Raw genomic sequence first — 25,548 nt, forward strand, 5'->3', positions numbered from 1 at the left:
CACCACAAAATCTGGGTGCCCCATTCATGACGCGGTTTCTTCGCGGCATGAGTGGGAAAGCACGAATCTCGCCTGTCACCCTTTAGCACGTTCCCGTGAGCGACAATAAGAGCGATGGCAAAGAAACTTCGCGTAGGAATTTTGTTTGGCGGGCGCAGCGGCGAGCATGAAGTCTCGCTGCTCTCGGCTGCTTCGATTCTGAAGGCAATCGATCGCAGCAAATTCGATGTGGTGCCGATCGGCATCACGAAAGAAGGCAGATGGCTGGCGGCGGCGGATGCGACCGGTCTGCTGGAGGGCGACAAGAGCGCCGTGGCGCGACAGCTGCGGGCGGGCGATCCAGAGGCGACGCCGGGCGCGAAGTTGCTGCACGAGGGCATCCCGACGCTGCTTGCGCCTGTCCCCGGACCGCAGGGCCCTGAGGGAAAGGCAATCGACGTTGTCTTTCCCGTGCTGCACGGCACGTTCGGCGAAGACGGCACCATCCAGGGCCTGTTTGAGCTGGCAGGAATTGCGTACGTCGGATCGGGCGTTCTGGGGTCCTCGGCCGGCATGGACAAGGACGTGATGAAGCGGCTGTTTGCGCAGGCGGGGCTGCCGATCGTCAAACACGTCACGATTCTGCGCTCGGAGTGGGAAGGATCGCCGCGAAAAGCGATCGCGCAGATTGAGGCCGCGCTCAAGTACCCGGTGTTTGTGAAGCCCGCGAATCTCGGATCGTCGGTAGGGATCAGCAAGGCGCACGATCGGAAGGAACTGGGACCCGCGCTCGATGAGGCCGCGAAATACGATCGCAAGCTCGTGGTGGAGCAGGGAGTCGGCGGCAAAAAATCGCGTGCCCGCGAACTCGAAGTCGGCGTGCTGGGCAACGATGATCCCAGGGCCAGCGTGGTCGGCGAGATCATTCCCGGCAAGGAGTTCTACGATTACGAGGCGAAATACCTGTCGGAAGGCTCGGTGCCGGTAATTCCGGCGAAGATCAGTCGCGAGGAGGCGAAGCGGATTCGCGCAATGGCGGTGGCAGCGTTTCGGGCCTGCGATCTCTCGGGGCTGGCGCGTGTGGATTTCCTGATGGAGCCGGATGGCAAGCGCCGCATCTATCTCAACGAGGTGAACACGCTGCCGGGCTTCACGCAGATCAGCATGTATCCCAAGCTGTGGGAGGCGACTGGCATCCCGTACACCGCGCTGATTACGCAACTCATCGAGCTGGCGCTTGAGCGCCACAAAGACAAGAACCGGAATACATACAGCCGGGAGTGAATAAAGCAGGATCAGGGATTGGGATTAGGCAAGAGCAACCCGGGAACTACCCTTGTCCTAACGGTGTCTAACTAAGAAGAGGGATGAGGCTTTGCGACTTGAACACCGAATTCCATAGTCCATAGTCCCTGGTCCCTAGTCCCGCTCGTGCCGTATTCTTGACTGCGAGGAAAGTCTGAATGACTCTGCTGGATGCTCCCAAATTTGACGAGGCCCGCGAGCTGCGCAATCGGGTGATGCTGTACAGCGGCGGTGGCCTTCTTTTCATCTTCATCATCGTGTTCTGGTTTGCTGCCGGCCATCCTGCGGACTGGCCTTGGAACTGGTGGACACACCTGCGGGGCCGTTACACGATTAATCACTTCATGGGAGCGGTGGAGAAGAACGACCTGAAACAGGCTTACGGGATCTGGATGCACGATCCCAACTGGCAGCAGCACCCGAACAAGTACGGCGCCTACCCCTTCGATCGCTTTGAGGCCGATTGGGGCACGAACAGCAGCCAGAACGAGTATGGGATCATCCAGAGCCATCAGATTGTGGCGGCACGCGTGTTTCGGAATGTGTTGCTTGTAGGGCTGCTGATCAACGGGCGCAAGAGCAAGGCATTGTTTCTAACGTACTATCCGAAGGACCACACGCTGGACTTCGCGCCGCCCGATGAGGAACTGTATCTCGGTCCGTAACCTGAGGCGAGAGCCAAAACAATCAGTTCATTTTGCCTGGTGTGCCTCAGGCTTCGGCTAACTCCGCGAGGGCCCTTTCGAGGCTCGCTGAGTCTTCTACATTCAGCGATTTCTGTGCCGCGTCGATCTTTTTGAGCAGCCCGCAAAGCACCTTGCCGGGGCCGGCTTCGACAAATATATCTGCTTCCGCGCCAACCAGGGTTCTTACACAATCCACCCAACGCACAGTGCCGGTGACTTGCTCGATGAGTGCGTTGCGCGCTCCTTGAGCCGTCGTCACCATGGTCCCGCTCGCGTTGGAAGCTACCGGAAAGCGCGGTTCGGCAAGCTGCAGGCCTGCCAGCACACGCGCCACTTCTTCCTGCGCCGGCTGCATCAGGGCGCAATGGAAGGGAGCGCTGACGGGAAGCATCACCGCACGCCGCGCGCCCCTGGTTTTGCAAAGGGCTGCGGCCTTCTCCACGGCGGCCGTTGCGCCGGAGATGACGGTCTGCCCCGGTGAATTGAGATTTGCAGCGGCGACGATCAGTCCTGTTTCCCGTGCGGCCTCTTCGCAGGCTTGGGCCACTTGCTCGGGATCGAGGGAGAGAATTGCCGCCATCGCGCCCTGCCCCGCCGGGACTGCCTGCTGCATGGCGCGTCCGCGCGCTTTTACTGCGCGTACTGCATCGGCAAACGTCAGTGTTCCGGCCGCAACATGCGCAGACCACTCGCCGAGCGAATGGCCGGCGGCTAGCGCGGGTTCAATTCCGTGTTCCGCGAGCACGCGCAGTGCCGCCACGCTGACGGTCATGATAGCGGGTTGCGTGTTCTCAGTCAGCTTCAGGTCCTCTTCCGGCCCTTCGAAGCAAAGCCGTGAAAGGGCGAACCCGCAGGCCTCATCGGCCTCGGCGAAAGTCCGTTTTGCGATGGGGAAACGCTCGGCAAGGTCCCGGCCCATGCCCACGGCTTGCGACCCCTGCCCCGAAAAGAGAAATGCGGATTTCTTGGTCATTCCATTGAGGATTGTATCGAATGAGGCATCGCCCACGATCGCGCAAAGATCAATCCCTTCAGGCGGTGACGGCTGCTTTACGAGCGAAGACGTAGGCGCGTCGGCTCTGGAACTCCACATCGGGCGCGTATGCATCGCGTTCGACCACGGCTTCGACGGCAAACCCAGCGCCTGTCAGCAGGCGCGTAATCCTCTCCGGCTGCAGCTTGTAAAACTCCATGGAGACTCGATTGCCCCACAGTTCCTCGGGCCGGATCACTTCTTCGCCGATGTGAAACGAAAGCAGCAGAAGCCCTGCCGGCTTCAGGACGCGGAGCATCTCAGCGAATGCCAAGGGCAGCGACTCCTGGGGAATATTCACGATGGCGTAGAACGCGGCAATGCCTGCGAGCGAACTATCTTCCCGGTCGAACGCGAGCATATTGCCTTCGCGAAACTCGATGTCTGGATTCAGCTGCCGTGCCTGCGCGATCATCTGCGGCGAGAGATCCAGGCCGAAGACGTCGGTACCGGCATCGCGCAGATAGCGGGCAATGTGACCCGGCCCGCAACCCAGGTCGCAGACTGGGCCGTGCCCCATGACCTCGCCGATAAAACGCGTGAGCTGTTCGCGATCGAAGGGCTTCGCATCCAGTTCGCGAAACATTCTCCGCGCGTACTCTGCGGCAATGCGGTCGTAGTTCTCGCGGATGATTTCGATTCGGTTATGGGTCATGGCTCGGGAATTGATCGTTACAGCGGCAGGCGTGCCGACGCGGCTTCAATTCCAGCGCTTCTTGTCGTCGGCATCCTCGTCAAGCTGCTTTCCGCTGCCGTCGAACTTCACGGTACGGCCCTGGGAGCGCATGTAGACTTCGAACTTTTTGGCGGCGCGGCGGCGCTTCCAGCGGTAGTAGCCATTGCGCATGCCGTACCACTTTTCGCTGAGCAGGAACGAGAATCCGCGACGCGGCGCCATGCGGATGAAGGCGAATCCGGCGATCGCTCCGCCGAGCTGGGCAAAAGCGTACATGCGCATGCTGCCGAACATCATGGCGACGGCCACGAGCGCGTAGATGATGGCCATATAGCGCGCCTTGATGCCGATGACAAAAAACATCTGGAACTGCACATCGCCGTAGAGCAGGCCGATGGCCATCAGCAGCCCGAAGATGCCGCCGAAGCATCCGTACAGCGGGATGGTCAGCAGAGATGCGCCAAGCATCACGCTGCCGCCGTAGATGGCAAGCGCGGCGAGAGTGGTGCCGATCACGGAAGTTGCGTAAAGGCCCATGACCCAGGCATCAGGATGGAAGGCTTCGAGAAATCCGGCCAGAAACCAGATGGAAAGCAGTTCAAACAGTGCGGAAAGAATCAGGCCCGTGGGATGGACCAGGCTGTAGGTGAGGGGCAGCCAGATCGCGCCGTGCAAAAACGTGGTTGGATAGAAAAGCAGGTACTTCAGCGCCGACCCAGTCGGCCCGGGAGCAACCAATCCCGCGATGGCAAGCAGAAAGTAGGCACCCAGATTTACGAGCACCAGCCGGCGAGTGGCGCCGTGAAAGTCGGGGAAAGCAAACGGGGTGGCGCCAATCCGGGGCATGGTAGTGAACAGGTTAAATGGAATGGCTTGCGCGTGTCATGGGTATGTGCCGGGCCGCCGTTGATCAGGCAGCCCAGCGAGTGCTCAGGGAACCACGACCAGCCCACGATGACCCTTCGCGTCGACAGCTCGCACGCCAAAGATCACGTTGTCCTTGGAGATTGGCAGCGATACCGTGACCGGCCCCTCAGCAGCCGTGGCAGCGACCTGCTTCACATACTGCCAGTTGGGTGCGGTTGTCTCGCGCCACAGCACATCGTAGTGAGCGACTCCGCCGCCAACGGGCGGCTCCCAGGTGAGCGTCGAACCATTCTCGGTCATCTTGTTGACGATAGTTACCTTCTGCGGCTCGCCCGGCGCGAAGGCCAGGGTAGCCAGGGTTGCAGCATTCAGCCGCGCAACCTGCGCCACGTAGCTGAAGTCCACAAAGCGGATCAGGTCTCCGAGAATCGGATCTTTCGATCCGGCGGGTGGCATCACGATGTTCTGGTGCTGATGGTTGTAGTCCTCGCGCCACTCGGTGAAGCGCACAGCCGCAAACCCCTCGTGGTTGAAGGAGCTGTGGTCGCCACCGCGCAGGTAGCGGTCCGGCCGGTCGATCAGGGAGGCGGCAAACGGCTTTGGCGTCCCCGGCCGCGAAAGATAGGTATAGGCGGTCTCGGCAATGGCCCGGGCCAGTTCGCGGCTGGGCGAATCGTTTTCCTTGCCAAGAGCGCGAATGGCGCGCGCCTGCTCCGGTGTCGCGGCCTGGGGAACGCCCTCGGAAAATACACGTACCCGGTCTTTCATCTGCAACGTATCGCCGGGAGTGGTATTGCCGCCCACGATGTCGTTATTCAGCACGGCTTCCAGATCCCAGCCTTCGTCCTTGGCCAGTTTGGCCAGGTGGCCGGAGCCAACCAGTCCCTGTTCCTCGCCCGCGACGGCAACAAAGACGATGGTTCCGGGAAACTTCATTTTGCTCAGGGCCCGTGCGCACTCCAGCGAAACGGCTACGCCGGAAGCATCGTCGTTAGCGCCGGGCGCAGCACCGTGGTCGTCGTTATTGCTGGAATCGCGCGAATCGTAATGGCCTGTCACCAAGACCATGCGTTTGGCCTGTTCTGAATCTGTCCCGCGCAGAATGGCGTAAACATTCGCGATTTTGGTGGGCTTGGGAATGCGACGCGCCCACTGGCCGCCGCTTGCCGGATCGGCGGTAAACGTGTCGCGTTTGACCTCGAGGCAGCCGCCGCATTCGTGCGAAATGGCTTCAAACTGTGCAGCGATCCAGTCGGCCGCGGCGTTTATCCCCTGGCCGGGGGGCAGGTCGGTTTCCATGCTCGATAGCGTGCTGCGGGTGCCGAAACCAACCAGCGCCTGAATCGTCTGATGTATTTGTTGGGGTTTGATGGTTGCGAGGGCCCGGGCAATGGCCGGATCGACCAGCGCGGGACCGATGGGGGTGGCATGAAGCGCATAGTCAGGCTGCGCAATCGCGGCGCCGCACGCCAATGCCAGCCCGCAAAGCAGGACCAAATGGGGAATCTTCATGATTTGTTCTCCGGTGCACGTACTTCGGTGCAAAGGTGGGGGATTCGGCCTCTTGACCTTTCCAACGGTTTGCCTAAAACTAACCCAAGTTCGTACCCTAGGGGTAACGCCATCCTACATCACGAATTGCCTTGGGAGGAGGCTGCCATGACAAGCTGCCCGGAATGTGAAAACAATCTCGATGTCGACGTTGAAGAAGTGGAAGAAGGCGACGTCGTCGTCTGCGATGAATGTGGAACAGAGTACGAGGTCGTTGGAGTGGAACCGCTCGAGCTCTCGAAGGTAGAAGAGGGCATCGACGACGAAGACGACTTGCTGGTTGAGGACGAGGAGGAAGAGTGACAGGGAACCGCGCAAGATTGGCGGCTCGGGTGGCATTTGCCGCCTTGGCAGTGGTGATCTTCTCAGGGGTGAACACTTCCGGCGTGGCCCACGCCCAGAACCTGGGTCAGCGTAATGTTGGCGGACTCGTCATTGACGCCAACTCCGCACCTGTGCAGGGCGCAACCGTCTTCCTCAAGAACAAGAAGACGAAATCCATCCGCAGTTATACGTCTTCCAGCAACGGCAGCTTTCGCTTTGCCCAGGTCAGCATGACCGACGACTTCGATCTGTGGGCCGAGAAGGAGGGCAAAAAAAGCGCAATAAAAACCGTCAGCTCGTGGGATGCACGCAAGGACTTTGAGACGGAGTTGAAACTCAAATAGGCCGTTTCGCCCGTCCTTCAGGGGCGTTCGCAGTCCGGGCGATTCTCGCGCAGAATGCTTATTTCTGCTTGCCTCGGCTCGACAATACGAGCTGATTCCCATCCGGATCCTTGAATACGGCGACGGAGCCCCACGGTTCGGTCGTCGGCTCTTTGGTAAAGATCACACCTTTCTTCTTCATGGCATCGGCGGTTGCAAAAACATCGTCGCACCAGAACGAAATCGACTGGTGCTCGCCGATGCGCTTTTCATGGCCCTCCGGCGTGAAAAGTGCAACGCCGGTATCCGCGCCCGGAATCATCAGTTCGATCCAGCGCTGCTGCGGCGTGAAGGGTTGATCGGTCATCACTTTCATGCCAATCGCCTCGGTGTAGAACTTCAACGCCACGTCCTGGTCGCGCACGGGAATCCCGACAAACTTGATGCCTCTGATCACGTTGACCTCACATTGGATCGAGAATAACGTGCCGCGAAATCGGGATCAATCAGCCATTCGATGCTATAGTATCGATTGCTATAGCATGCCGATTCTGGATGATTACATTACCGACACCCTGATGCGGGACCTGGTTGGCCACGACCGCAAGCCGGTGAGCTTTCTGGTGTATCTGTGGCTGGCCGCAGAACACGCGAAGACGCGGGCCGACGTGCAGGCGAGCTACCAGCACGTAGCCGAATCCGTGGGCATATCAAAAAGCTCCGCGCAGGCTGCCATTGGCTGGTTGCTCAAGCGGAGGCTTCTCGGCATGAAGAAGAAGAGCGCAACTGCGACTCCAGTGTACACGGTGCGCAGCCCATGGCGCGAAGCTGCGCGGCGCCTCAAGGAGCACTCTTGATCAAAATTCACGCTATTCCTGGTTGAGAATCACATCGCCGTTGACGGTCTCGATCGTAACGCGGTTCGTGCCGCTGCCCACAATCCCGCTTGCCCGAATGTACCTGCGCGGCGTGCCGAACGACTTATCCCATTCGCCCGATTCGTGGACGTCCAGACCCGCGTGCTGCACGATGTGATACTGGCGATCAGTTCGCGTGTAGGCGAGCGTGATCTTCACATCCATGGCGAAGTCCTTAGGAACGGTCAGCTCGATGGTTCCGCCCTTCGAATCGAGGCGGATATCCCGCTGCATGCTCGATGTTCCCACTTCGTGAACGGTGATGCCGCCACCCATTGAAGTTGCTTTCACCGGTCCTTCGGCAGTGTTGATCGTTATACCGCCGCCCATCGTTGTGGCATCCACCGAACCGGTGGCGTGGTCGATATCGATACCTCCGCCCATGGTCTTGATCCTGGCGAATGAAGCGACATTGCCCACGTGAATGCCGCCGCCCATGGTCGAGAGCGTGGCTCCATGCGGTGCGTTGGCGACGTCGATGCCGCCGCCCATCTTGTTGATGACGACTTCGCCGGATGCGCCCGTCGAATTGTTCGACATCCCATCATTGATATAGTGCGAGCCGTAGCCTCTGCAGCCCGCCAGAATAGCCGGCAGCGCACACAACAGCACCAGTGCACATCCGTTGCGCAGGTTCATATCGCAGACCTCCTGAACGTTGGAAACGCAGGTCCCATGACAGCATACGCGCGCGCTCGGAAAATGTTCCCAGGGAGGCCCAGGAATCGATAAGTCTGGAGTTTTATCCGTCCAGCTTCTTCGTTACCAGCTCATTCAGGAGCGCGGGATTGGCCTGCCCTTTCGAGGCCTTCATCACCTGGCCTACAAAGAAGCCCGCGACGGTCTTCTTTCCAGCGCGATAGTGCTCAACCTGCTTTGGATTGGCGGCGATGACCTCGTCGATCATGGCTTCAATGGCCGAGGAATCGGTGATCTGCTGCGGCTTTTCGCGCTCGTAGACGGCAGGGAAGTCCTCGCCCTTTTCAAAGCAGATATCGAACAATCCCTTCATCTGCTTCGAACTGATTTTGTTGTCGTCGAGCAGATCGGCGGCCATCACCAGCCCTGCCATTGAGATGGGGGACCGATCGAGTTCAAGGCCGAGCGCTTTCAAACGGCCGCCCAGTTCGCTCAGCAGCAGATTGGCTACACGGCGGGGATTTCTGGCGGTCTTGGCGGCGGCTTCAAACCGGTCGGCAAATTCACAGGAAGCCGTCAGCGTGTGGGCGTCCTTCGGGTTCAGCTCGTATTCAGCGATCATTCGCTTGCGGCGCGCCTCTGGTAGTTCGGGAAGCTTTGCCCGCGCCGCTTCGAGGAACTCCGGCGTCACGATCAGCGGGGGCAGGTCCGGCTCGGGAAAGTAGCGGTAGTCGTGGGCCTGCTCCTTCGAACGCATCGGGTAGGTGCGGCCTTCGTTCGCGTTCCAGAGACGTGTTTCCTGGGTGACCTGGCCGCCCTCTTCGATCACTTCGATCTGGCGCTCGATCTCGTACTCCAGCGCCTGGCGAATGAAGCGGAAGCTGTTCACGTTTTTCACTTCCGCTTTTGTTCCAAAGCGCTCCGCGCCCTTCAGACGTACACTCACATTCGCATCACACCGGAGCGAGCCTTCTTCCATGTTGCAGTCGGAGACGGCGGTGTAAAGCAGGATCTCCTTGAGCCGCGTCAGGTACTCAAAAGCTTCGTCGGGAGTGCGGATATCGGGCTCGCTCACAATCTCGATCAGCGGCGTGCCGCAGCGGTTTAGATCGAGATAGGTGCGCGTCGCAGAATCAGAGAACCCGTCGTGCAGGCTCTTGCCCGCGTCCTCTTCCATGTGTACCCGGGTGATGCCGATCTTTTTCGTGGCGCCGTCGGCCGTGGGCACTTCGATCCAGCCGTGCTCAGCCAACGGCTTGTCATACTGCGAAATCTGGTAGCCCTTGGGCAAGTCGGGATAGAAGTAGTTTTTTCGCGCGAAGATCGACCGCTCGCGTACTTCGCAGTTCAGTGCTAACGAGGCCAACACTGCGAACTCCACGGCCCTGGCATTCAAAACGGGAAGCGCACCCGGCAAGCCGATGCACACGGGACAGATGTTGGTATTCGGCTCAGAACCAAATCTATTCGCGCAGCCGCAGAATGCCTTGCTCGCAGTGAGCAGTTGCACATGCACTTCGAGGCCGATTACCGGCTCGTACTTGGCGAGAACGTCAGGAGAGAGTGCGGTCGCGGCCATGTCTAAATTCTAGCGCGCAAGTGTGCTTAGACTGACAACTGCTGACCCGCTGCTTCTGTTCCCTTACTCCGCCGGATCTTGCGCCGTGAACGCCGAGCAGCACGGTTTTTCCGTCGCGTGGAAGTTCATCAGCTCTGCGCGAATCCCATCAGGATCGTACATATTGAATTGTCCCTTGCCGTCCTTGCCGATCTTCGGAGCCGCATCGTGCCTGCCTTCCAGCCGATTGCCAGCCTGCAGGACTTTGAACGCATCTTCCACAGACTTTTCGCCAATCGCAAAGTGATCCAGCACACCCAGCGTCTGCTGTGTCATGTTCGCAGGAATGCCTGATCCCGAAGGCCCGCTGGTCACCATGTATTCCACCCAGTCGTGTCCATCGGGAACCTGCTGGCTGACCCAGTCGATCTTGTCATCCTTCATGCCGCCATACCAGTAGGGCCTGAAACCGAGCAGGTCGCGATAGAACTTGTCTTCTGCCTCGCGGCTGTGAACGAGAAGTCCCACATGAATAATGTGGTGGCCAATTGCATTTGGATCATTCGGAGCTTTGGCGTTCGCCGCGGGCTGCACGAACTCGATCTTGTTGCCTTCAGGATCCTGCACCGCAAACCAACGGCTCCCATCCGAGCCCTTTGTCACCGAGGTTGGCGTCTTCCACCCCTTCGCGGAGAGATACTTCCGCATGCCTTCCGCGTTCACTGTGTTGAACGCCGCATGGTCCATGCGATTGATGCCAGCATTAGGTGGCACGGGCAGCACTTCAACAAATTGTGTTGCGCTGAAAGCGTACTTCACACCCTGCGGATTTTCGGGGTCCGGCCCTTTCTCCGCGCCAAGAACCACGCGATAGTAGTGGTCAGTCGCCGCCGCGTCAGATGTGTAGACGGCAAGGTGTGATACCCCTGTGATCTTAGGCCGTTCCTGCGCCGTCAATGCTAGGGTAGCGACACTCAGTACAGCCATTCCAGCCACAGCAAAAAACTTCACATGCATAATGCACCTCAAATACTCGCGGCATCACGATAAATCGATTTGGCACATCCTGTAAACCCGCAACTCGTCGCCTTGTTCACAGATACAGCGGCCGGAGCGCTGCCGTACAATGCTGCCATGCCCCGCCAGACCTTTCCCACACTCCTTGCAGCCGCCGCATGTATCGCAGTTTTCGGGCTTTCAGCGCTCGCGCAATCGGCCCTGCCCACCACGTCTCCCGCCGAGCGCGCCGAAGCTCGCGACATCTTCAAGCAACTCATCGAAATCAACACGACGGACACGCCGAAAGGCAGCGTGACGGCTGCGACCAAGGCGATGCAGAAGCGGTTTCTCGATGCAGGCTTCCCGGCGGATGATGTGCATCTGCTCGGTCCCGATCCGAACAAGATGAACTTGGTTGTTCGTATGCGCGCCGCTGCGCCCACCACGGAGAAGCCGGTCCTCTTCCTCTGCCACATCGATGTGGTCGAGGCGCTGGCCTCCGACTGGCACACCGATCCGTTCCAGTTTGTCGAGAAGGACGGGTATTTCTACGGCCGCGGCACGCAGGACATGAAAGAGTCGGATGCCGCCCTCGTCTTCACGTTCCTGCGCCTTCACAAAGAGGGATACAAGCCAAAACGCGATCTGATTCTTGCGCTCACTGCCGACGAAGAAGGCGGCAAGTTCAATGGAGCGTCGTGGCTGGTGAAAAATCATCGCGACCTGGTGGACGCTGCGTTCGTCATCAATCCCGATGCCGGCGGAGTGGAGCTGGACCACGGCAAGCCGATTGTGGGCGACGTGGAGGCAACGGAGAAGGTCTACGCCGACTACCAGATCACGGCCAGTAATCGCGGCGGCCACAGCTCGCTGCCGCGGCCAGATAACGCCATCTACGAACTCACCACCGCTTTGAATAAATTGGCAGCATACAGTTTTCCGTTTGAGATGAACGAGGTGACGCGCGTCTACTTCGGCAACCTCGCCAAGCAGGAAACCGGCCAGATGGCCGACGATATGCGCGCTATCCTTGCCACGCCGCCGAATGCGGAGGCGGTTGCGCGCCTGAGCAAGGAACCCAGCTTCAATTCCAACTTTCGCACCACCTGCGTGGCGACGCGCCTCGCCGCCGGCCATGCCAACAACGCGCTCCCGCAATCCGCGCAGGCCAACGTGAATTGCCGCATCTTTCCCGGCCACTCGCCGGAAGAGATTCGCCAACATCTCATCGCACTGTTCGGTGACCCCAAGCTGAGCGTGAAGTATGTTTCTGACGCGGGCCAGGTCTCTGACACGGCCCCAGAGCGCAAGGCGATTGTGCCGCCTCCACCGCTGAAGGAGGTCTTCGATCCGCTGACGCGCATCACGAATGCGATCTGGCCCGGCATCCCTGTGACTCCAGAGATGGAGGACGGCGCGAGCGATTCCATCTACTTTGCGCAAGCCGGCTATGCCTGCTATGGCTTCTCAGCGACGGCTCTGGAGCGCGATGACGTGCGGGCCCATGGGCAGGACGAGCGCTTACCGGTCGACTCCTACTGGAAGGCACTGGATTTCTTCTACTCCTTCGCGAAGGCTCTCGGTCACGAATGATTTCCCGCCGCATACGCATCACCGCAACATGTAGGCTGGTCGCATTATGATGGAAATCCGTAAGTCACATTCGTCCACGGGAGTTGCCAGAGTGCCGGGCAAGATCGAATTGATGCTGGGGCCGATGCGCAGCAACAAGACCGCCGAGTTGCTGCGCCGCGCCGAAATGCGCCGCCAGTATGCCAAGCAGCACGTGCTCGTGCTCAAGCCGAGCGACGATACCAAGGGCGGACCGGGCCTTGTGGAAAGCCGCAATCCGAACGGCCATGCCCGGATGAATGCTCTCGAATTTCCCTCAAACAATCCCTGGTCGGTTCTGAAGGCGATCGACGATCTCGAGCAGGAAATCGGCAAACGCGTGGAGTGTATTGCGATCGACGAAGGCCAGTTCGTCAGCGACCTCTTTCTCTTTACGAAGAATCTGCTCGACGCGAATCATGACGTGCTTGTCGCCGGGCTCGACCTGGACTTTCGTGCGATGCCTTTCGGCGAGATGCTGAACCTGTCGTGGCTGGTGAATGCCTACGGCGGCAGCATCACGGAATGTATGGCCTACTGCACCTGTGGCGCCCGTGCACTCTATTCGCAGCGCCTGATCGACGACAAGCCCGCGCCCTACGACAGCCCCATCAAGGTTCCCGGAGACGCGTACGAGCCGCGCTGTGCGGAACACTTCGTGCTCCCTGGCCGACCCCATTAAACCCTGGTAGTGCCCACAGGCCCTGACCCTGATCCTGTAATCTTGTTCGCGCCCACCAAGGAGCCCGCGGCGAGTGAGCCCAATTCCCATGAGTCCGCTCTACCGCAAGGTTGCGTGGCGGCTCGTCCCGTTCCTCATGTTGCTGTACATGGTCGCGTTTCTCGATCGCGTCAACGTCAGCTTTGCCGCGCTCACCATGAATCGCGATCTCGGCATCAGCGAGAGCGCGTACGGTTTCGCCGCGGGCGTTTTCTTCCTGAGCTACTGCCTCTTCGAAGTTCCTGCAAACCTGGTACTGGCGCGGATGGGAGCGCGGCGCTGGCTTGCCATCCTCATGGTTGTCTGGGGGATCGTTTCGATGAGCACAGCGTTTGTGCACACCGAGGCGTCGTACATCGGCGTGCGCTTTCTTCTCGGCGTTGCGGAGTCCGGCTTCTATCCCGGCGTGATCTACTACTTTACGTTCTGGCTGCCTCGCGCGCTGCGCACGCGCATCCTGGCGCTCTTTTTACTTGCAGTGCCGTTGTGCAATTCCATTGGCTCGCCAATCTCAGCGCATATTCTCGTGCTGAACAATCTCTCCGGTCTGCGCGGATGGCAGTGGCTCTTTCTGCTGGAGGGTGCGCCGGCGCTGATTCTCGGCGTGGCAGCCTGGTTGCTGCTTGCCGATAGGCCTAATTCTGCTCATTGGCTTTCAGCGGCAGAAAAACAGCAAATCGAAGACGATCTCAAGCGCGAAGGCGCAGTGCAAATTGAATCGGGCAGGCAAACAGCGCACGTTGCGCGGGACTGCATCGTCTACTTCCTCTGGAGCAGCGGCAACTACGGTCTCACCTTCTGGCTGCCCAGAATTCTCAGCGTCCACGGGGCGTCAAACGTGTCGACCGGCTGGTGGGGATCGGTGACCTTCGGCTTTGGCGCGATCGCGATGCTGTGGGCCAGCCGCCGCCGCGGATTTAGAACGTTGCCCTATTTATTCTTCGCGTCCACGCTGGGATTCATCGCCGCCGGCCTGTCTCATTCTGTTCTGTTGGCCGTCGCCGGTTTCAGTCTTGCCGCCATGGGAATTCTGGCCTCGCTGCCGATGTTCTGGAGCCTTGCCGCCAGCCGTCTGAGCGGCAAAGCAGGGGGCGCAGCCATCGCCCTCGTTAACTCTGTTGGCGCGGTAGGGGCCTTTGCGGGCCCTTCCGCCATGGGCTGGCTGCACGACGTCACGCACCACTACTCCGCTGGTCTCTGGGCGATTGCCGGCGCCATGGCGCTCGGCGGAGCACTTGTTTACAGGGAAGCATTGAAAGCGCCGGTCGCCGTGCCGCGATCCGTCGATTGACGCTTGAGTTCTGGACAAGCCGCTAATGGCGCGAAGCGCGATTCGCTGGACGCGCAGTCCTCGGGTAAACTGGATTCTGCATGATCCTCCCGTTTGTCCGCGAAATTTTCGCGGACCTGGAGCAGTCCTCCTCCTTCGATCGCGTTCGCAGGCACCTCTCGCTCGGTGTCGGTCGGCGCCGTGTGTCCGGACTCACGAATACCGCGCGGTCTTTGTATCTTCCACTGCTCGCCCGCGCCGCCAAGCAACCGGTCATCGTGGTTGTTGCCGATAACAAGGCTGCCGAAGCTTTGGAGCCAACGCTTCGCGCCGGCTGCGACCTGACCGGAGCCATTGATCCCGACCGGGTCGTTCGGCTGCCCGCGCACGATGTACTTCCGTTTGAGAATCTCTCACCCCACCCCGACGTGCAGGAGCAGCGTGCCGCAGCTCTGTTCAAGCTTGCGACCGGGGCTGTGTCGATTCTGATTGCGCCTGCGGAGTCCGCCGCGCTTCGCCTGTTTAGTCGCGACTACTACTCGAGCCTCGCCGTTACCATACGCCGCGGCGAAGAACTCGACGTCGAAGTGCTGACCGCGCATCTAGCCAGCGTGGGCTACACCCAGATGGATCTGGTCGAAATGCCCGGTCAGTTCACGCGCCGCGGCGGAATTCTTGACATCTACTCGCCCGAAGCCGACCGCCCCGTCCGCATCGAGTTCTTCGGGGACGAAATTGAAACCATCCGCAAGTTCGACCCCGAAACGCAACGTTCGCAGTCCGGCCTGGACGAGACGCAGCTTCTGCCTCTGACTGAAACTCCGGTGACCGAGCATCTCCTGGCCGCCGTGCATGCGCGCCTGAGCAAGCAAAGGGTGCAGGTCGTTGAAGGCGCGAGCGAGGACGAAGAAGAGATGGCGATCGAGGCGGAAGCCGCGGGTGGCGTCAGCGTGTTTCCCGGCTGGGAGTTCTTTTCCTCTGTCGCCGGAGCCGATCACCACCTGCTCAGCCTGTTTCCGCGGAGTGTGGTCTTCGTCGACGAGCCAGCCATGGTGCGCAACCAGATCGATCGCTGGTGGAGCAAGGTTGAGCAGCGCCACGAGCGCTCTGGAATCGGCTCGCTGATCCGTCCCGAGGACATCTACCTGCGACCTGAAGTTCTCGAGGGCCTGCTTGAATCGCACCACGGCCTCGATCTCGATCAGCTCGGCGCTATCGATGTGCTCGAAGACGACAACACGCTCGGCGAAATCGACGTGAACTCGCGGCCAACGCTGCGCTTTCACGGTTCCATTCCCGCGCTTGTAGATCAACTGAAGAACCTGATGGCCGCAGAGCAGCACATCGTTCTTGCGGTTCCCACGCAAGGCGACGTGGAGCGCACGGCCGCGATGCTGCGCGAATACCAGGTGCCGTATCGATTGGGAAGCCGCGTCGTCACCCACGGAGCGGAACTCGAAGAAGCCAGCTACCTCGCGGGTGACATGCGTGTGCCGGTCATTGTGCGCACACACATTGCCAGCGGGGTCAGCTTTCCCAATGCCAACTTGATTCTGTTCGGCGCGAACGATATGTCGGACGACGCCGACATCACGGCGCGTCCCGAGCCGAAGAAATCGAAGACCGCTGCGTTTCTCTCTGACTTTCGCGATCTTGCCATCGGCGACTACGTTGTCCACGTCGAGCATGGCATTGCGCAGTACCAGGGCTTGAAAGAGATTGTGCAGGACGGGCTTGCGGTCGAGTTTATGATTCTTGAATTCGCCGAGCAGGCCAAGCTGTACGTTCCGCTTACGCGTCTCGACCTGATCCAGAAGTATCGCTCCACGGATACCGGTCCCGCACCGGTGCTGAACAGGCTCGGGTCACAGCAGTGGGTCAAGACGAAGGCGCGCGTGAAGAAGGCCATGCAAGACATGGCCGGCGAACTGCTGAAACTCTACGCGCAACGCCATACCGCTGAAGGCAATGCCTTCTCGCCGGACAATGATTTTCAACGCGAGTTTGAAGATTCCTTCGATTATCGCGAAACCGACGACCAGCTCACGGCGATCAGCGCGGTCAAGCAGGATATGGAAGCGACCACGCCGATGGATCGCCTGCTGTGCGGCGATGTGGGCTATGGCAAGACCGAGGTCGCGATGCGCGCCGCGTTCAAGGCCGTGCAGGATGGCAAACAGGTCGCAGTGCTTACGCCGACAACGGTGCTCGCCTTCCAGCACTTTGAGACATTCAAAAAGCGCTTTTCGCAATTCCCCATCACCGTCGAGATGAGCTCGCGCTTTCGCACTCCGAAAGAGCAGAAGGTCATCCTCGAGAAGATCGAGACCGGCAAGGTTGACATCCTTATCGGCACCCATCGAATTCTGTCAAAGGACATCAAATTCCAGGACCTCGGACTACTCGTTGTCGATGAAGAACAGCGATTTGGCGTGCGCCACAAGGAGCGGCTTAAACAGCTTCGCAAGGAAATCGACGTCCTGGCTATGAGCGCTACGCCCATTCCGCGCACCCTGCACATGTCGCTTGTGGGTCTGCGTGATATGTCGGTGATCGAGACGCCGCCCAAAGATCGCATGGCGATTCAGACCGTCGTCGCCAAATTCGACGAAAAGATCGTCCGTTCTGCCATTGAAGTCGAACTCGAGCGTGGAGGCCAGGTTTACTTTGTGCACAACCGCGTTGAGACGATTTACGAAATCGCCTCGCGCATCCAGGAACTTGTGCCCGGCGCGCGGGTTGTCGTAGGTCACGGCCAGATGGGCGAGAAAGATCTGGAATCCGTAATGCTCGCCTTCATGCATCACGAGTTCGATGTGCTGGTCGCGACCACGATCATTGAAAACGGGCTCGACATTCCCTTGGCCAACACTATGATCATCAACCGCGCCGATCGCCACGGCCTGAGCGAACTCTACCAGTTGCGCGGGCGCGTTGGCCGGTCGAATCGCCGCGCCTATGCCTACCTGCTGATTCCGGGGGAGCGTGAACTGTCGGACATTGCACGCCGTCGGCTCGCGGCGCTCAAGGAATTCTCCGACCTCGGTGCAGGCTTCAAGATTGCCGCGCTCGATCTCGAACTGCGCGGGGCAGGGAACATGTTGGGCGGCGAACAGAGTGGCCACATTGAAGCGGTTGGATTTGAACTTTACACGTCGATGCTTGAGGCCGCCGTGAAGGAGCTGAAGGGCGAAGGCGGCGAAGAGCGTCCATCGACGCAGCTCAATCTCGGCATCGCATTGCGGATCGACGAGAGTTACGTCGCAGAAGAGAATCAGCGCCTGCGCCTCTACAAAAAGATTGCCGGCGCCGAAAATGAAAAAGCAATCGCCGATCTCCGCGCGGAGATGGAAGACCGCTACGGCGCGCTCCCTGACGCAACGGTCTACCTGCTCGAAGCCGCGGCCCTGCGATTGGAGTGTGAAGGCCTGGGTATCGCGCAGATCGATCGGAAACGCGCCGAATTGCAGATTCGATTTACTGAAAAGGCTGCCGTCGATCCGCAGCACCTGATGAAGCTGGTGGCCCGCAACGCCAAGCGAGGAGCGCAGTTCACGCCGCAGGGTCTGCTGAAGTTCCCGCTGGCCGCTTCCCGCCCCGACGATGTATTACTTGAAATTCGCGACCTGCTTACCAAACTCGCGCCGGATGCTGTTACCGCATAGTTCACAATCAGTACACGAGGAACCGTGAGAAAAATCATCGCTTTCGTCGCTTTAGGAGCCTGCATGACTTTCGTGGCCGCTCACGCCGAAAACCAATCCGCGAAGCAACAGTTTCAACATGTCTCCGACGAATACTTCGACCATGTCTACTTTCCGAATCAGCCATCGGACGGAACAATCGACGGCTACCACCAGTACGACACAATGCTCGAAGACTTCTCGCGTTCGCGCATCGACGCTGAAATCACGGCCCTCCACGAATTTGACAAGCGCATCTCAGCGATTCCCTCTGCATCGCTGGATCAGACGACGCGCGGCGATCGCCAGATGGTCCTGGGCGACATCCACTCGCGGTTGCTGACGCTTGAGACGCTCCAGCCGTCGGCCAAAAATGCCGACTATTACTCCAGCACCTGCGCCGGCGCTGCCTTCGTGCTGATGGAACGCAAGTTTGCGCCGGCCGATGACCGTCTGCGCTCCCTCATGGCGCGGGAGAAGAAGATGCCCGGCCTGATCGCCGAGGCGCGCGCCAACCTTCAGAATCCGCCCCGCATCTTCACCGAGATCGCCATCGACCAGCTTCCCGGCATCGTCAGCTTCTTCGAGCACGATGTTCCCGCCGCATTCGCCGATGCGCAAGACCCGGCGCTCAAGACCGAATTCGCACAGACCAATGCGGCCGTTATCGCCGCGCTCAACGACTATCTGAAATGGCTGAAAACTGATCTCCTGCCGCGCTCCAACGGCGACTACCGCATCGGCGCCGACGCCTTTTCAAAGAAGCTTCTCTACGACGAAATGGTCGATGTGCCGCTCCCGAAACTTCTTGAGATCGGGTATGCCGACATGCGCCGTAACCAGCAACACTTCGCCGACGTGGCCAAAGAACTCGAACCCGGTAAAACTCCGCGCGAAGTTCTTGAAGAGTTAGGCAGCCAGCATCCCGCTCCCGATCAGCTGATCCCCGCTTTCACTGCCACGTTCACCAGCCTTCTCGATTTCATCCGCGCCCACCACATCGTGACGATTCCGTCGGATGTGCGCCCAGTTGTCGAAGAGACGCCGCCCTTCATGCGCGCAACGACGCAGGCCAGCATGGACTCGCCCGGGCCCTACGAAACGCATGCAACGACCTCGTACTTCAACGTGACGCTGCCCGATCCCTCTATGACGCCAGCCGAAGTGGAGGGCTACATGCACTCCTTCAACATCGGCACTGTGATCTCGACGTCCGTCCACGAGGCTTACCCGGGCCATTACGTGCAGTACCTCTACTCGCTCAAGGCGCCCAGTCGCGTGCGCAAAATCCTCAGCGCCAACACCAACGTTGAGGGATGGGCCCACTACACAGAGCAGATGATGCTCGACAACGGATATGGCCAACCGGGAACCGGCGCCAAAGACGAACGCGAGGCGAAGTTTCTTCGCCTCGGACAGCTCCAGGATGCGCTGCTGCGCAACGCGCGCTTCATTGTCGGCATCCAAATGCATACTGCGAATATGACTTACGACCAGGCCGTCGAATTCTTCCAGAAAGAAGGCTACCAGCCCAGAGAAACCGCTGAGGTGGAAGCACGGCGAGGCGCGGGCGATCCCACGTATCTCTACTACACGTTAGGCAAACTTGAGATCATGAAGCTGCGGGCAGACCTCCAGAAAAGGCAGGGCGCTGCCTTTTCACTGCAAAAATTTCACGACGAATTTCTCAGCCAGGGCTTTCCGCCAATCAAGATCGTGCGCGAAGCGCTGCTTGGCGACGATTCTCCGACTCTCTGAAATGCCGTATGCCAATACCACGAATGGGCTAGAGCACCACAGTAAATCACCGATCGAAAATGGAAGATTGGGCCGCGCCCGATCCCCCCGGTGGCTTTGAAAGTTTTGCTGGAGATTTGATGAGCGAGCAAATACGGAAAGTAGTCTTTCCCGCAGGCGGCCTGGGTACACGATTCCTGCCGGCTACCAAGGTGATTCCCAAGGAAATGCTGGCTCTTGTCGACAAGCCCATTATTCAGTACGGCGTTGAAGAGGCGGTCGCCTCCGGCATCGAGCACATCATCATCGTCACCGGGCGCGGCAAAGGTGCCATGGAAGACCACTTTGACCACAGCTTCGAGCTCGATGCGACCCTCGAGCGGCGCGGCAAGAAAGAATTGCTGGCCGTTTCACGCGGTGTCTCGGCGCTTGCCCGCGTGAGCTACGTGCGGCAGCGCGAACCTCTCGGCCTCGGTCATGCTGTGCTCTGCGCCAAGGAACTGGTGGGAAACGAGCCGTTCGCGGTGATTCTGCCCGATGATGTGATCGACTCCGAAGTCCCGTGCCTCAAGCAAATGATGGATGTGTTCAACGAGCGTGGTGGTTCGGTGATTGCCACGCAGACCGTTGAGGGGCCCGGGATCTCGGCTTACGGTGTGTTGGCCGGCTCACCTGATCCTGACGATCCGCGCATTTACAACTGTACCGGCATGGTGGAGAAGCCGAAGCTTGAGGACGCGCCCTCAAAGCAGGCCATCATCGGCCGCTACATTCTTTCTCCGCGCATTTTTGAATTACTCGAGCAAACCACGCCTGGCGCCGGCGGCGAAATCCAACTCACCGATGGCATCAAGGCATTGTTGAAAGAAGAGCCGGTCTTCGGCTACACCTTCGAAGGCAAGCGCTTCGATGCCGGCGACAAATTCGGCATGCTGCAGGCGACCGTGGAGTTTGCCCTCAAGCGGCCCGAGTTCGGCGAAAAATTTCGCGAATACTTGAAGAGCCTGCCGCTGTAAGACAGATAGACTGACCCCGTGGGCTTTCTGCCAATTTTGCTGCCACTGTCTTACGCGGGTTTCTACCTGTTCTTCGCCCTCGCGGCCTACGTGTGCTTTTCTATTGTCGCGGAACGAAATGAACTATATTGTCCCGGGCCTTCTGGGCAGTTGGCTGACGGTCCGGATGCTCGGCAAATTCAAGCAAAGGAAAAAGGCGGCGGAAACTCTGCCTAACTCTTCCACTTGATATTGCACCCTATCGAAGCCCGCTGATCGGCGCCTGGCTTTTCGCCCCTCAAGACGGCATCCATCGCAGCGCGCAGGTCGCCGCCCGTGACGGGCACGCCGTTTCCGGGCCGGCTCCCGTCGAACTGTCCGCGGTAAACCAGTTTTAGTTCCTTATCGAACAGGTAAATGTCCGGCGTGCATGCAGCTTTGTATGCGCGTGCCACCTGCTGCGATTCGTCGTAGAGATAGGGAAATTTAAATCCAAATGTCTGCGCCTGGTGTTTCAATCCTGCCGGGCTGTCATCCGGATAACTCTCGGCATCGTTGCTGCTGATGGCCACAACACCCAGCTTGCCTTCATAGTCGGCGCCCAGCGTCGCCAGCCCCTTTTCGACGTGCTTCACATAGGGGCAGTGCGTGCAGATAAACATCACCAGCAATCCCTTTTGCCCGCGAAAATCGTCCCGCCGCACCGTTTTTCCCGTCACCACATCCGGCAGTGCAAAATCCGGCGCCGTCGTTCCCAGTTCCAACATCGTCGATTCAGTCAAAGCCATTGAAGCACCCCATGAATTCCATCGTGCGACAAGCCGCTAACTTGCTAACTGGCCAACCGCAAAGCGGCGCTAACTCGCTAATCCTGCAACCTGATTCCGCTAGCCAGTCGCGCAGCGTTTGCTAGCCCGCCAAACTAAAACAGCCCCGGCTGCCGTCGCGGCATGTCCACGCCAAAGTGTTCATAAGCCAGCCGTGTCGCCACGCGCCCGCGCGGAGTCCGATCCAGAAAACCAATCTGAATCAAAAATGGCTCGTACACTTCCTCGAGCGCGTCCTCTTCCTCGGCTAACGTTGCTGCCAGCGTGCCCAGTCCCACCGGGCCGCCATCGTACTTCTGCATAATCGTCAGCATCAGCCGGCGATCGATTTCGTCGAATCCATGTGCATCCACTTCCAGCATGGTCAGCGCCGCATTGGCCGTCGGCCGATCGATACTCCCCGCAGCGCGCACCTGCGCGAAATCCCGTACCCGGCGCAGCAGCCGGTTGGCAATACGCGGTGTCCCACGCGAGCGCAGCGCGATCTCTGCCGCACCATCGTGATCGATTGGCACACCAATCACCTCCGCCGACCGCTCCACAATAAAGCGAAGCTCATCTTCGGTATAGAACTCCAGCCGCAGCATGATTCCGAAACGTGAGCGCAGCGGCGAACTCAACAGGCCCGGGCGCGTCGTCGCACCGATGAAGGTAAACGGCCTGAGCTCCATCACGTGCGTGCGCGCCGCCGGTCCCTGCCCGATGATGATGTCGAGTTTGTAGTCTTCGAGAGCGGTGTAAAGTTTCTCTTCGAGAACCGGCTGCATGCGGTGGATCTCGTCGAGAAACAGCACCTGGCGCTCGCGCAGATTGGTCAGGATCGCCGTGAGATCGCCCTGAATCTGGAGCGCGGGCCCCGAAGTCTGCTGGAAACCGACATCGAGCTCATTGGCAATGATGGTGGCCAGCGTCGTTTTGCCCAACCCAGGCGGCCCGAATAGTAACACGTGGTCCAGGGCCTCGCCGCGCGACTTCGCGGCTTCGAGCGCGATGGCCAGCTGCTCCTTGGCTTTCGCTTGGCCAATGAACTCTTTCAGCCAGCGCGGCCGCAATTTCAGCTCAAAACTCTGTTCTTCCTCAGCGCGCGAGGCGCTAACCAGCCGTTCCACCGGGGTCCCCAGGGACAGGTCTTCGTTCCTGGGGTGCTTGGGAGAGTTGTCGGGCGCAATCGCCATCTTGCGAGAAGTGTAGCGGTTGCAGGCGCCCCAGGTAAAACGGCTCAGCCAGCCCAGAATTTCCAGGCTCGGCTGTCGTTGAGATGTGGCGTGCTGCAGCGATAACTCCGAGGGCTCCATTGCTGCCAACTATTCGCAATTTAGCAAGTTACGCGCGTAACAAATCCGGCTCTCTGACCCAAGATTGCTATTGATTCGCCGCTTGAAAGTGCCGTATTCTTGGGCCACCTCTCAAGAGGCATGTTGTCGTGTTTACTCGGTTCTTTCACGAAGTGAGGAGCTAGGTGGGCAAAGATTCGTGTCATGGCTGCATAGCCCGGATAACGTCTTTGCGCCCGGCTGCGGCTCACTGAACACACACCAGAAACCGGCCTGTGTTAGACCGGAGGAATGGCCTAGGGTGCTGGGGTCATTGGAATTGCAGGTTGGCCACGGCTAAGCTGGGCCAGCGCGGCGGAGACGCCAGGAGATTCGAATGCGTAATCGTTCTTTGTTAGGTGCCTTGCTCATTACTGGCATATTGATTCCAATCACCAGCTGCATCAGTTCTCCGTCGCTGACCTCAATTGCAGTCAGTCCGAGCGTCATGAACTTCGGCGGGCCGGGACTCCACACCCAACTGACGGCTATCGGCTCTTACACGCGCCCTGGACATGCTACGGTAACCAGGGACATCACGACTTCTGTCAGTTGGGCGAGCGCCACACCCGAGTGCGTCACGGTAAGCAGCACCGGACTGATTGAATCGCAGGAGAACATTTGCTCCGGCATCCAGATCACGGCCAGTTCGCAGGGATTCCACGGCTTGATTCAAGGCACGATGACCGTCAATGTGACGCAGCCGGGCGCCGCGAACTCCGATATAGCAGTGGTGGTTGTGTCTCCTGCTAACCCGGCTCCTGTGGCTGTCGGCGCAATTGAACAATTCGCGGCGAGCGGATTCACAGCCGCCGGCAACCCAGTTGCTTTGACGAATCCAGTGTCGTGGACCTCAAGCAGTACCGGTGTCGCAACGATCGACCAAACGGGCCGCGCTACGGCTGTCGCCGCAGGCTCAACCACCATTAAGGGTGCCTATACAAATCCCGACGGGACTTCGGCGATTCCAGGAACAGCGCTGCTTTCAGTGCAATAACCTTCAAAGCTGTTCAGAAGCTGTTCAGGAGGTTACGGTACCGACTACGATTTGTCGAAAGCCGCCCATACAAGGGCGGCTTTCGACGTTTTTGTCCATTGGCTTGCCGCGGCAAGAGGCAAACGCACCCAACTTGGACAAAGCGGCGGATAGTGAAGAACACGCTGTCTCCTGCGAGGTTCAGACCCTTCGGGTTCTGGCATTTAGACTGAAACAGTTTGCTGTCGTACGAGATGACCCCTTCCTTGGCCCGCCTTCGCCGCTTCCACTTCAACTTCCCGCAACGGATCGCGGCGGGACTCCTCGCCCTTTTCCTCATCCAGGGCCTCTGGATCACGGGCCATCAGACTCTGTCGGATCGCGACTACCAGTACGCTCGCTGCGGGCGTGAAACCTGGGAGAAGCCGTCGCCCTTGGCCGGCTACTACACTTCCTGCGGCAACATCCGCGACGGCATTCTTGCCTACCGCATGGCAGGCCTGCCTCTCACCCTCAATCTGCTGTTGCAGCGTGGTCTCGACCTTTTTCGCAAGCCTGAGGACCGCGTCGTCCAGCCCTCCGCAGGGCCGGCAAGCGCGGAGTTGAGCGTCTGGGAACTCCGCCACCAGATGACCCATGTTCTCCTGCTGCTGCGTCTTCCGTTCCTTGCATGCGGTTGTGTTCTCGGGGCCGGTTTATGGTGGGTTACGCGGCGCCTCTACGGCAACATGGGCGGATATGTCGCGTTGTCGCTCTATTGCTTCTCACCCCTGATCCTGAAGGCATGCGTCTCGCCCAATCCCGATATCTTCGCTGCTCTCGGCGTTTACGGCGGAATCTACACCTGCATCGGTGTTGCGCATGCCATGCAGGGGCCGAGGCGCAAATGGCGTCCGCGCATTATTCTGCTCACGGTCGTCTTCGGCATCGCCGCCGCCGCCCACATCGCCGCTCTGCCCGTGGCGGCGCTGCTCGGATTCGTGCTGATGATGTGGATCGCCGAAGGCCGCCGCAGCCAGATTCTTCCTGTTGTGCTTCTCGCGTCCGGCGGAGCGCTCCTGCTGGTTTTCGCATCCTACGGCTTCTCCCCTGACGCCTTCAGTTACGTCTTCCGCTCTGCCTCCGGATTTCTTTCCATCTCGTTGATGCCGGCTCAACGCTTCTTCTCTACAGTCTCGAACGCCGGCATTATGATCGCCGCGGCAGCAGCGGGGTTACTCTACCTTGGCGTGCGCCGATCGCGCTACTTCGGCAACACCGCTCCGCTTCTCTGCTTCCTCGTTCTCGTCGTACTCGTCACGACCGGCGTCCAATCGAGCCCATGGCTTTGGTCGCTGCCATTTCTCCTCACCTTTGTTGGCGGAGTCTTTGCCGACGGCTTCGAGTCGCAGCGTGGAAGGATCTTCCTCGTTGCCGCGGCTTCGCTTGTTGCGCTACAGATCATCGTCTGCATCCTCTCGCTGCCCAGTTTGGCATAGGGATAAAATATGCATCCAACGACATTAGGCACTGCAAGGCATAAGCGTGGTATTACACTGTCATAGCTGGTTGAACTGGG

At 59.4% G+C, this 25,548-nt stretch carries 23 protein-coding genes; 13 read left to right on the forward strand and 10 right to left on the reverse strand.

Going from position 1 to position 25,548, the window contains the following annotated elements; genetic code table 11:
• The first annotated feature begins 114 nt into the window (after positions 1-114).
• Together WCA10_RS09460 and WCA10_RS09465 are read left to right on the forward strand one after the other, a co-directional pair.
• A complete protein-coding gene (locus WCA10_RS09460; protein ID WP_472822262.1) occupies positions 115-1,263 on the forward strand; it encodes a D-alanine--D-alanine ligase family protein in 1,149 nt (382 codons plus the stop codon).
• A 179-nt stretch (positions 1,264-1,442) separates the two neighbouring features.
• Positions 1,443-1,949 carry a hypothetical protein gene (locus tag WCA10_RS09465; RefSeq protein ID WP_472822263.1) on the forward strand — a complete coding sequence of 169 codons (507 nt, stop codon included), beginning with the start codon at positions 1,443-1,445 and terminating at the stop codon, positions 1,947-1,949.
• Positions 1,950-1,995: 46 nt separating this feature from the next.
• Here the strand turns inward: WCA10_RS09465 and fabD are convergent, their stop codons facing one another.
• The 4 genes from fabD to WCA10_RS09485 form a co-directional block, all read right to left on the reverse strand.
• Entirely contained in the window at positions 1,996-2,943 is a 948-nt protein-coding gene (gene fabD / locus WCA10_RS09470) for an ACP S-malonyltransferase (protein WP_472822264.1), read from the reverse strand.
• Between the two features lie 58 nt (positions 2,944-3,001).
• Positions 3,002-3,658 (reverse strand): class I SAM-dependent DNA methyltransferase, encoded by a 657-nt coding sequence (locus tag WCA10_RS09475; protein ID WP_472822265.1) that lies wholly within the window; start codon positions 3,656-3,658, stop codon positions 3,002-3,004.
• 45 nt (positions 3,659-3,703) lie between these two features.
• The gene (locus WCA10_RS09480) at positions 3,704-4,525 is read right to left on the reverse strand and encodes a rhomboid family intramembrane serine protease (RefSeq protein ID WP_472822266.1); all 822 of its coding nucleotides are present in this window, start codon (positions 4,523-4,525) and stop codon (positions 3,704-3,706) included.
• 84 nt (positions 4,526-4,609) lie between these two features.
• Positions 4,610-6,058, reverse strand: coding sequence for a M20/M25/M40 family metallo-hydrolase (locus WCA10_RS09485; protein WP_472822267.1), 1,449 nt, complete (start codon positions 6,056-6,058; stop codon positions 4,610-4,612).
• A 147-nt stretch (positions 6,059-6,205) separates the two neighbouring features.
• Between WCA10_RS09485 and WCA10_RS09490 the strand changes: the two genes are divergently transcribed.
• Both WCA10_RS09490 and WCA10_RS09495 read left to right on the forward strand, forming a co-directional pair.
• The gene (locus WCA10_RS09490; RefSeq protein WP_472822268.1) at positions 6,206-6,400 is read left to right on the forward strand and encodes a hypothetical protein; all 195 of its coding nucleotides are present in this window, start codon (positions 6,206-6,208) and stop codon (positions 6,398-6,400) included.
• On the forward strand, positions 6,397-6,765 hold the full coding sequence (locus WCA10_RS09495) for a carboxypeptidase-like regulatory domain-containing protein (RefSeq protein WP_472822269.1): 369 nt from the start codon (positions 6,397-6,399) through the stop codon (positions 6,763-6,765). The genes WCA10_RS09490 and WCA10_RS09495 overlap by 4 nt, the downstream gene beginning before the upstream one ends.
• 58 nt (positions 6,766-6,823) lie before the next feature.
• On the opposite strand, the gene WCA10_RS09500 is transcribed toward WCA10_RS09495, so the two are convergent.
• Positions 6,824-7,201 (reverse strand): VOC family protein, encoded by a 378-nt coding sequence (locus tag WCA10_RS09500; RefSeq protein ID WP_472822270.1) that lies wholly within the window; start codon positions 7,199-7,201, stop codon positions 6,824-6,826.
• Positions 7,202-7,286: 85 nt separating this feature from the next.
• Here WCA10_RS09500 and WCA10_RS09505 point away from each other — a divergent pair, with 85 nt between their 5' ends.
• Positions 7,287-7,601 carry a helix-turn-helix domain-containing protein gene (locus tag WCA10_RS09505; RefSeq protein ID WP_472822271.1) on the forward strand — a complete coding sequence of 105 codons (315 nt, stop codon included), beginning with the start codon at positions 7,287-7,289 and terminating at the stop codon, positions 7,599-7,601.
• A 12-nt stretch (positions 7,602-7,613) separates the two neighbouring features.
• Here WCA10_RS09505 and WCA10_RS09510 read toward each other — a convergent pair whose 3' ends face one another.
• The 3 genes from WCA10_RS09510 to WCA10_RS09520 all read right to left on the reverse strand — a co-directional run bounded on the left by WCA10_RS09510 (position 7,614) and on the right by WCA10_RS09520 (position 10,875).
• Positions 7,614-8,300 (reverse strand): DUF4097 family beta strand repeat-containing protein, encoded by a 687-nt coding sequence (locus tag WCA10_RS09510; protein WP_472822272.1) that lies wholly within the window; start codon positions 8,298-8,300, stop codon positions 7,614-7,616.
• A gap of 103 nt (positions 8,301-8,403) precedes the next feature.
• Positions 8,404-9,879 carry an Asp-tRNA(Asn)/Glu-tRNA(Gln) amidotransferase subunit GatB gene (gatB, locus tag WCA10_RS09515; RefSeq protein WP_472822273.1) on the reverse strand — a complete coding sequence of 492 codons (1,476 nt, stop codon included), beginning with the start codon at positions 9,877-9,879 and terminating at the stop codon, positions 8,404-8,406.
• A 63-nt stretch (positions 9,880-9,942) separates the two neighbouring features.
• Positions 9,943-10,875: a VOC family protein gene (locus tag WCA10_RS09520; protein WP_472822274.1), complete on the reverse strand. Its 933-nt coding sequence runs from the start codon at positions 10,873-10,875 to the stop codon at positions 9,943-9,945.
• A gap of 39 nt (positions 10,876-10,914) precedes the next feature.
• Here WCA10_RS09520 and WCA10_RS09525 point away from each other — a divergent pair, with 39 nt between their 5' ends.
• From WCA10_RS09525 to galU, 6 genes are all read left to right on the forward strand, one after another.
• Positions 10,915-12,450, forward strand: coding sequence for a M20/M25/M40 family metallo-hydrolase (locus tag WCA10_RS09525; protein WP_472822275.1), 1,536 nt, complete (start codon positions 10,915-10,917; stop codon positions 12,448-12,450).
• A gap of 91 nt (positions 12,451-12,541) precedes the next feature.
• Positions 12,542-13,150 (forward strand): thymidine kinase, encoded by a 609-nt coding sequence (locus tag WCA10_RS09530; RefSeq protein ID WP_472822276.1) that lies wholly within the window; start codon positions 12,542-12,544, stop codon positions 13,148-13,150.
• Between the two features lie 73 nt (positions 13,151-13,223).
• Positions 13,224-14,480, forward strand: a complete 1,257-nt coding sequence (locus tag WCA10_RS09535) for an MFS transporter (protein ID WP_472822277.1) — start codon at positions 13,224-13,226, stop codon at positions 14,478-14,480.
• Between the two features lie 80 nt (positions 14,481-14,560).
• Positions 14,561-18,124 carry a transcription-repair coupling factor gene (mfd, locus tag WCA10_RS09540; protein ID WP_472822278.1) on the forward strand — a complete coding sequence of 1,188 codons (3,564 nt, stop codon included), beginning with the start codon at positions 14,561-14,563 and terminating at the stop codon, positions 18,122-18,124.
• Positions 18,125-18,187: 63 nt separating this feature from the next.
• Complete coding sequence (locus WCA10_RS09545; protein ID WP_472822279.1) at positions 18,188-19,900, forward strand: DUF885 domain-containing protein; 1,713 nt, start codon at positions 18,188-18,190, stop codon at positions 19,898-19,900.
• Between the two features lie 119 nt (positions 19,901-20,019).
• Positions 20,020-20,895: a UTP--glucose-1-phosphate uridylyltransferase GalU gene (gene galU / locus WCA10_RS09550; protein WP_472822280.1), complete on the forward strand. Its 876-nt coding sequence runs from the start codon at positions 20,020-20,022 to the stop codon at positions 20,893-20,895.
• Between the two features lie 212 nt (positions 20,896-21,107).
• Here galU and WCA10_RS09555 read toward each other — a convergent pair whose 3' ends face one another.
• Positions 21,108-21,662: a thioredoxin family protein gene (locus tag WCA10_RS09555; protein WP_472822281.1), complete on the reverse strand. Its 555-nt coding sequence runs from the start codon at positions 21,660-21,662 to the stop codon at positions 21,108-21,110.
• A gap of 134 nt (positions 21,663-21,796) precedes the next feature.
• A complete protein-coding gene (gene ruvB, locus WCA10_RS09560; protein WP_472822282.1) occupies positions 21,797-22,996 on the reverse strand; it encodes a Holliday junction branch migration DNA helicase RuvB in 1,200 nt (399 codons plus the stop codon).
• Between the two features lie 355 nt (positions 22,997-23,351).
• On the opposite strand from ruvB, the gene WCA10_RS09565 reads away from it, so the two are divergent.
• Together WCA10_RS09565 and WCA10_RS09570 are read left to right on the forward strand one after the other, a co-directional pair.
• Positions 23,352-24,011: an Ig-like domain-containing protein gene (locus tag WCA10_RS09565; protein WP_472822283.1), complete on the forward strand. Its 660-nt coding sequence runs from the start codon at positions 23,352-23,354 to the stop codon at positions 24,009-24,011.
• A 245-nt stretch (positions 24,012-24,256) separates the two neighbouring features.
• Positions 24,257-25,468, forward strand: coding sequence for a glycosyltransferase family 39 protein (locus WCA10_RS09570; RefSeq protein ID WP_472822284.1), 1,212 nt, complete (start codon positions 24,257-24,259; stop codon positions 25,466-25,468).
• Positions 25,469-25,548 lie beyond the last annotated feature (80 nt).

Source organism: Occallatibacter sp. (assembly GCF_049582745.1).
Taxonomy (GTDB): Bacteria; Acidobacteriota; Terriglobia; order Terriglobales; family Acidobacteriaceae; genus Telmatobacter.

Bases quoted from the DNA above. Each gene is read 5' to 3' on its own strand.
- WCA10_RS09460 (WP_472822262.1), top strand. From the start codon at position 115: ATGGCAAAGAAACTTCGCGTAGGAATTTTGTTTGGCGGGCGCAGCGGC.
- WCA10_RS09465 (WP_472822263.1), top strand. From the start codon at position 1,443: ATGACTCTGCTGGATGCTCCCAAATTTGACGAGGCCCGCGAGCTGCGC.
- fabD (WP_472822264.1), bottom strand. From the start codon at position 2,943: ATGACCAAGAAATCCGCATTTCTCTTTTCGGGGCAGGGGTCGCAAGCC.
- WCA10_RS09475 (WP_472822265.1), bottom strand. From the start codon at position 3,658: ATGACCCATAACCGAATCGAAATCATCCGCGAGAACTACGACCGCATT.
- WCA10_RS09480 (WP_472822266.1), bottom strand. From the start codon at position 4,525: ATGCCCCGGATTGGCGCCACCCCGTTTGCTTTCCCCGACTTTCACGGC.
- WCA10_RS09485 (WP_472822267.1), bottom strand. From the start codon at position 6,058: ATGAAGATTCCCCATTTGGTCCTGCTTTGCGGGCTGGCATTGGCGTGC.
- WCA10_RS09490 (WP_472822268.1), top strand. From the start codon at position 6,206: ATGACAAGCTGCCCGGAATGTGAAAACAATCTCGATGTCGACGTTGAA.
- WCA10_RS09505 (WP_472822271.1), top strand. From the start codon at position 7,287: ATGCCGATTCTGGATGATTACATTACCGACACCCTGATGCGGGACCTG.
- WCA10_RS09510 (WP_472822272.1), bottom strand. From the start codon at position 8,300: ATGAACCTGCGCAACGGATGTGCACTGGTGCTGTTGTGTGCGCTGCCG.
- gatB (WP_472822273.1), bottom strand. From the start codon at position 9,879: ATGGCCGCGACCGCACTCTCTCCTGACGTTCTCGCCAAGTACGAGCCG.
- WCA10_RS09520 (WP_472822274.1), bottom strand. From the start codon at position 10,875: ATGCATGTGAAGTTTTTTGCTGTGGCTGGAATGGCTGTACTGAGTGTC.
- mfd (WP_472822278.1), top strand. From the start codon at position 14,561: ATGATCCTCCCGTTTGTCCGCGAAATTTTCGCGGACCTGGAGCAGTCC.
- WCA10_RS09545 (WP_472822279.1), top strand. From the start codon at position 18,188: ATGACTTTCGTGGCCGCTCACGCCGAAAACCAATCCGCGAAGCAACAG.
- galU (WP_472822280.1), top strand. From the start codon at position 20,020: ATGAGCGAGCAAATACGGAAAGTAGTCTTTCCCGCAGGCGGCCTGGGT.
- WCA10_RS09555 (WP_472822281.1), bottom strand. From the start codon at position 21,662: ATGGCTTTGACTGAATCGACGATGTTGGAACTGGGAACGACGGCGCCG.
- ruvB (WP_472822282.1), bottom strand. From the start codon at position 22,996: ATGGAGCCCTCGGAGTTATCGCTGCAGCACGCCACATCTCAACGACAG.
- WCA10_RS09565 (WP_472822283.1), top strand. From the start codon at position 23,352: ATGCGTAATCGTTCTTTGTTAGGTGCCTTGCTCATTACTGGCATATTG.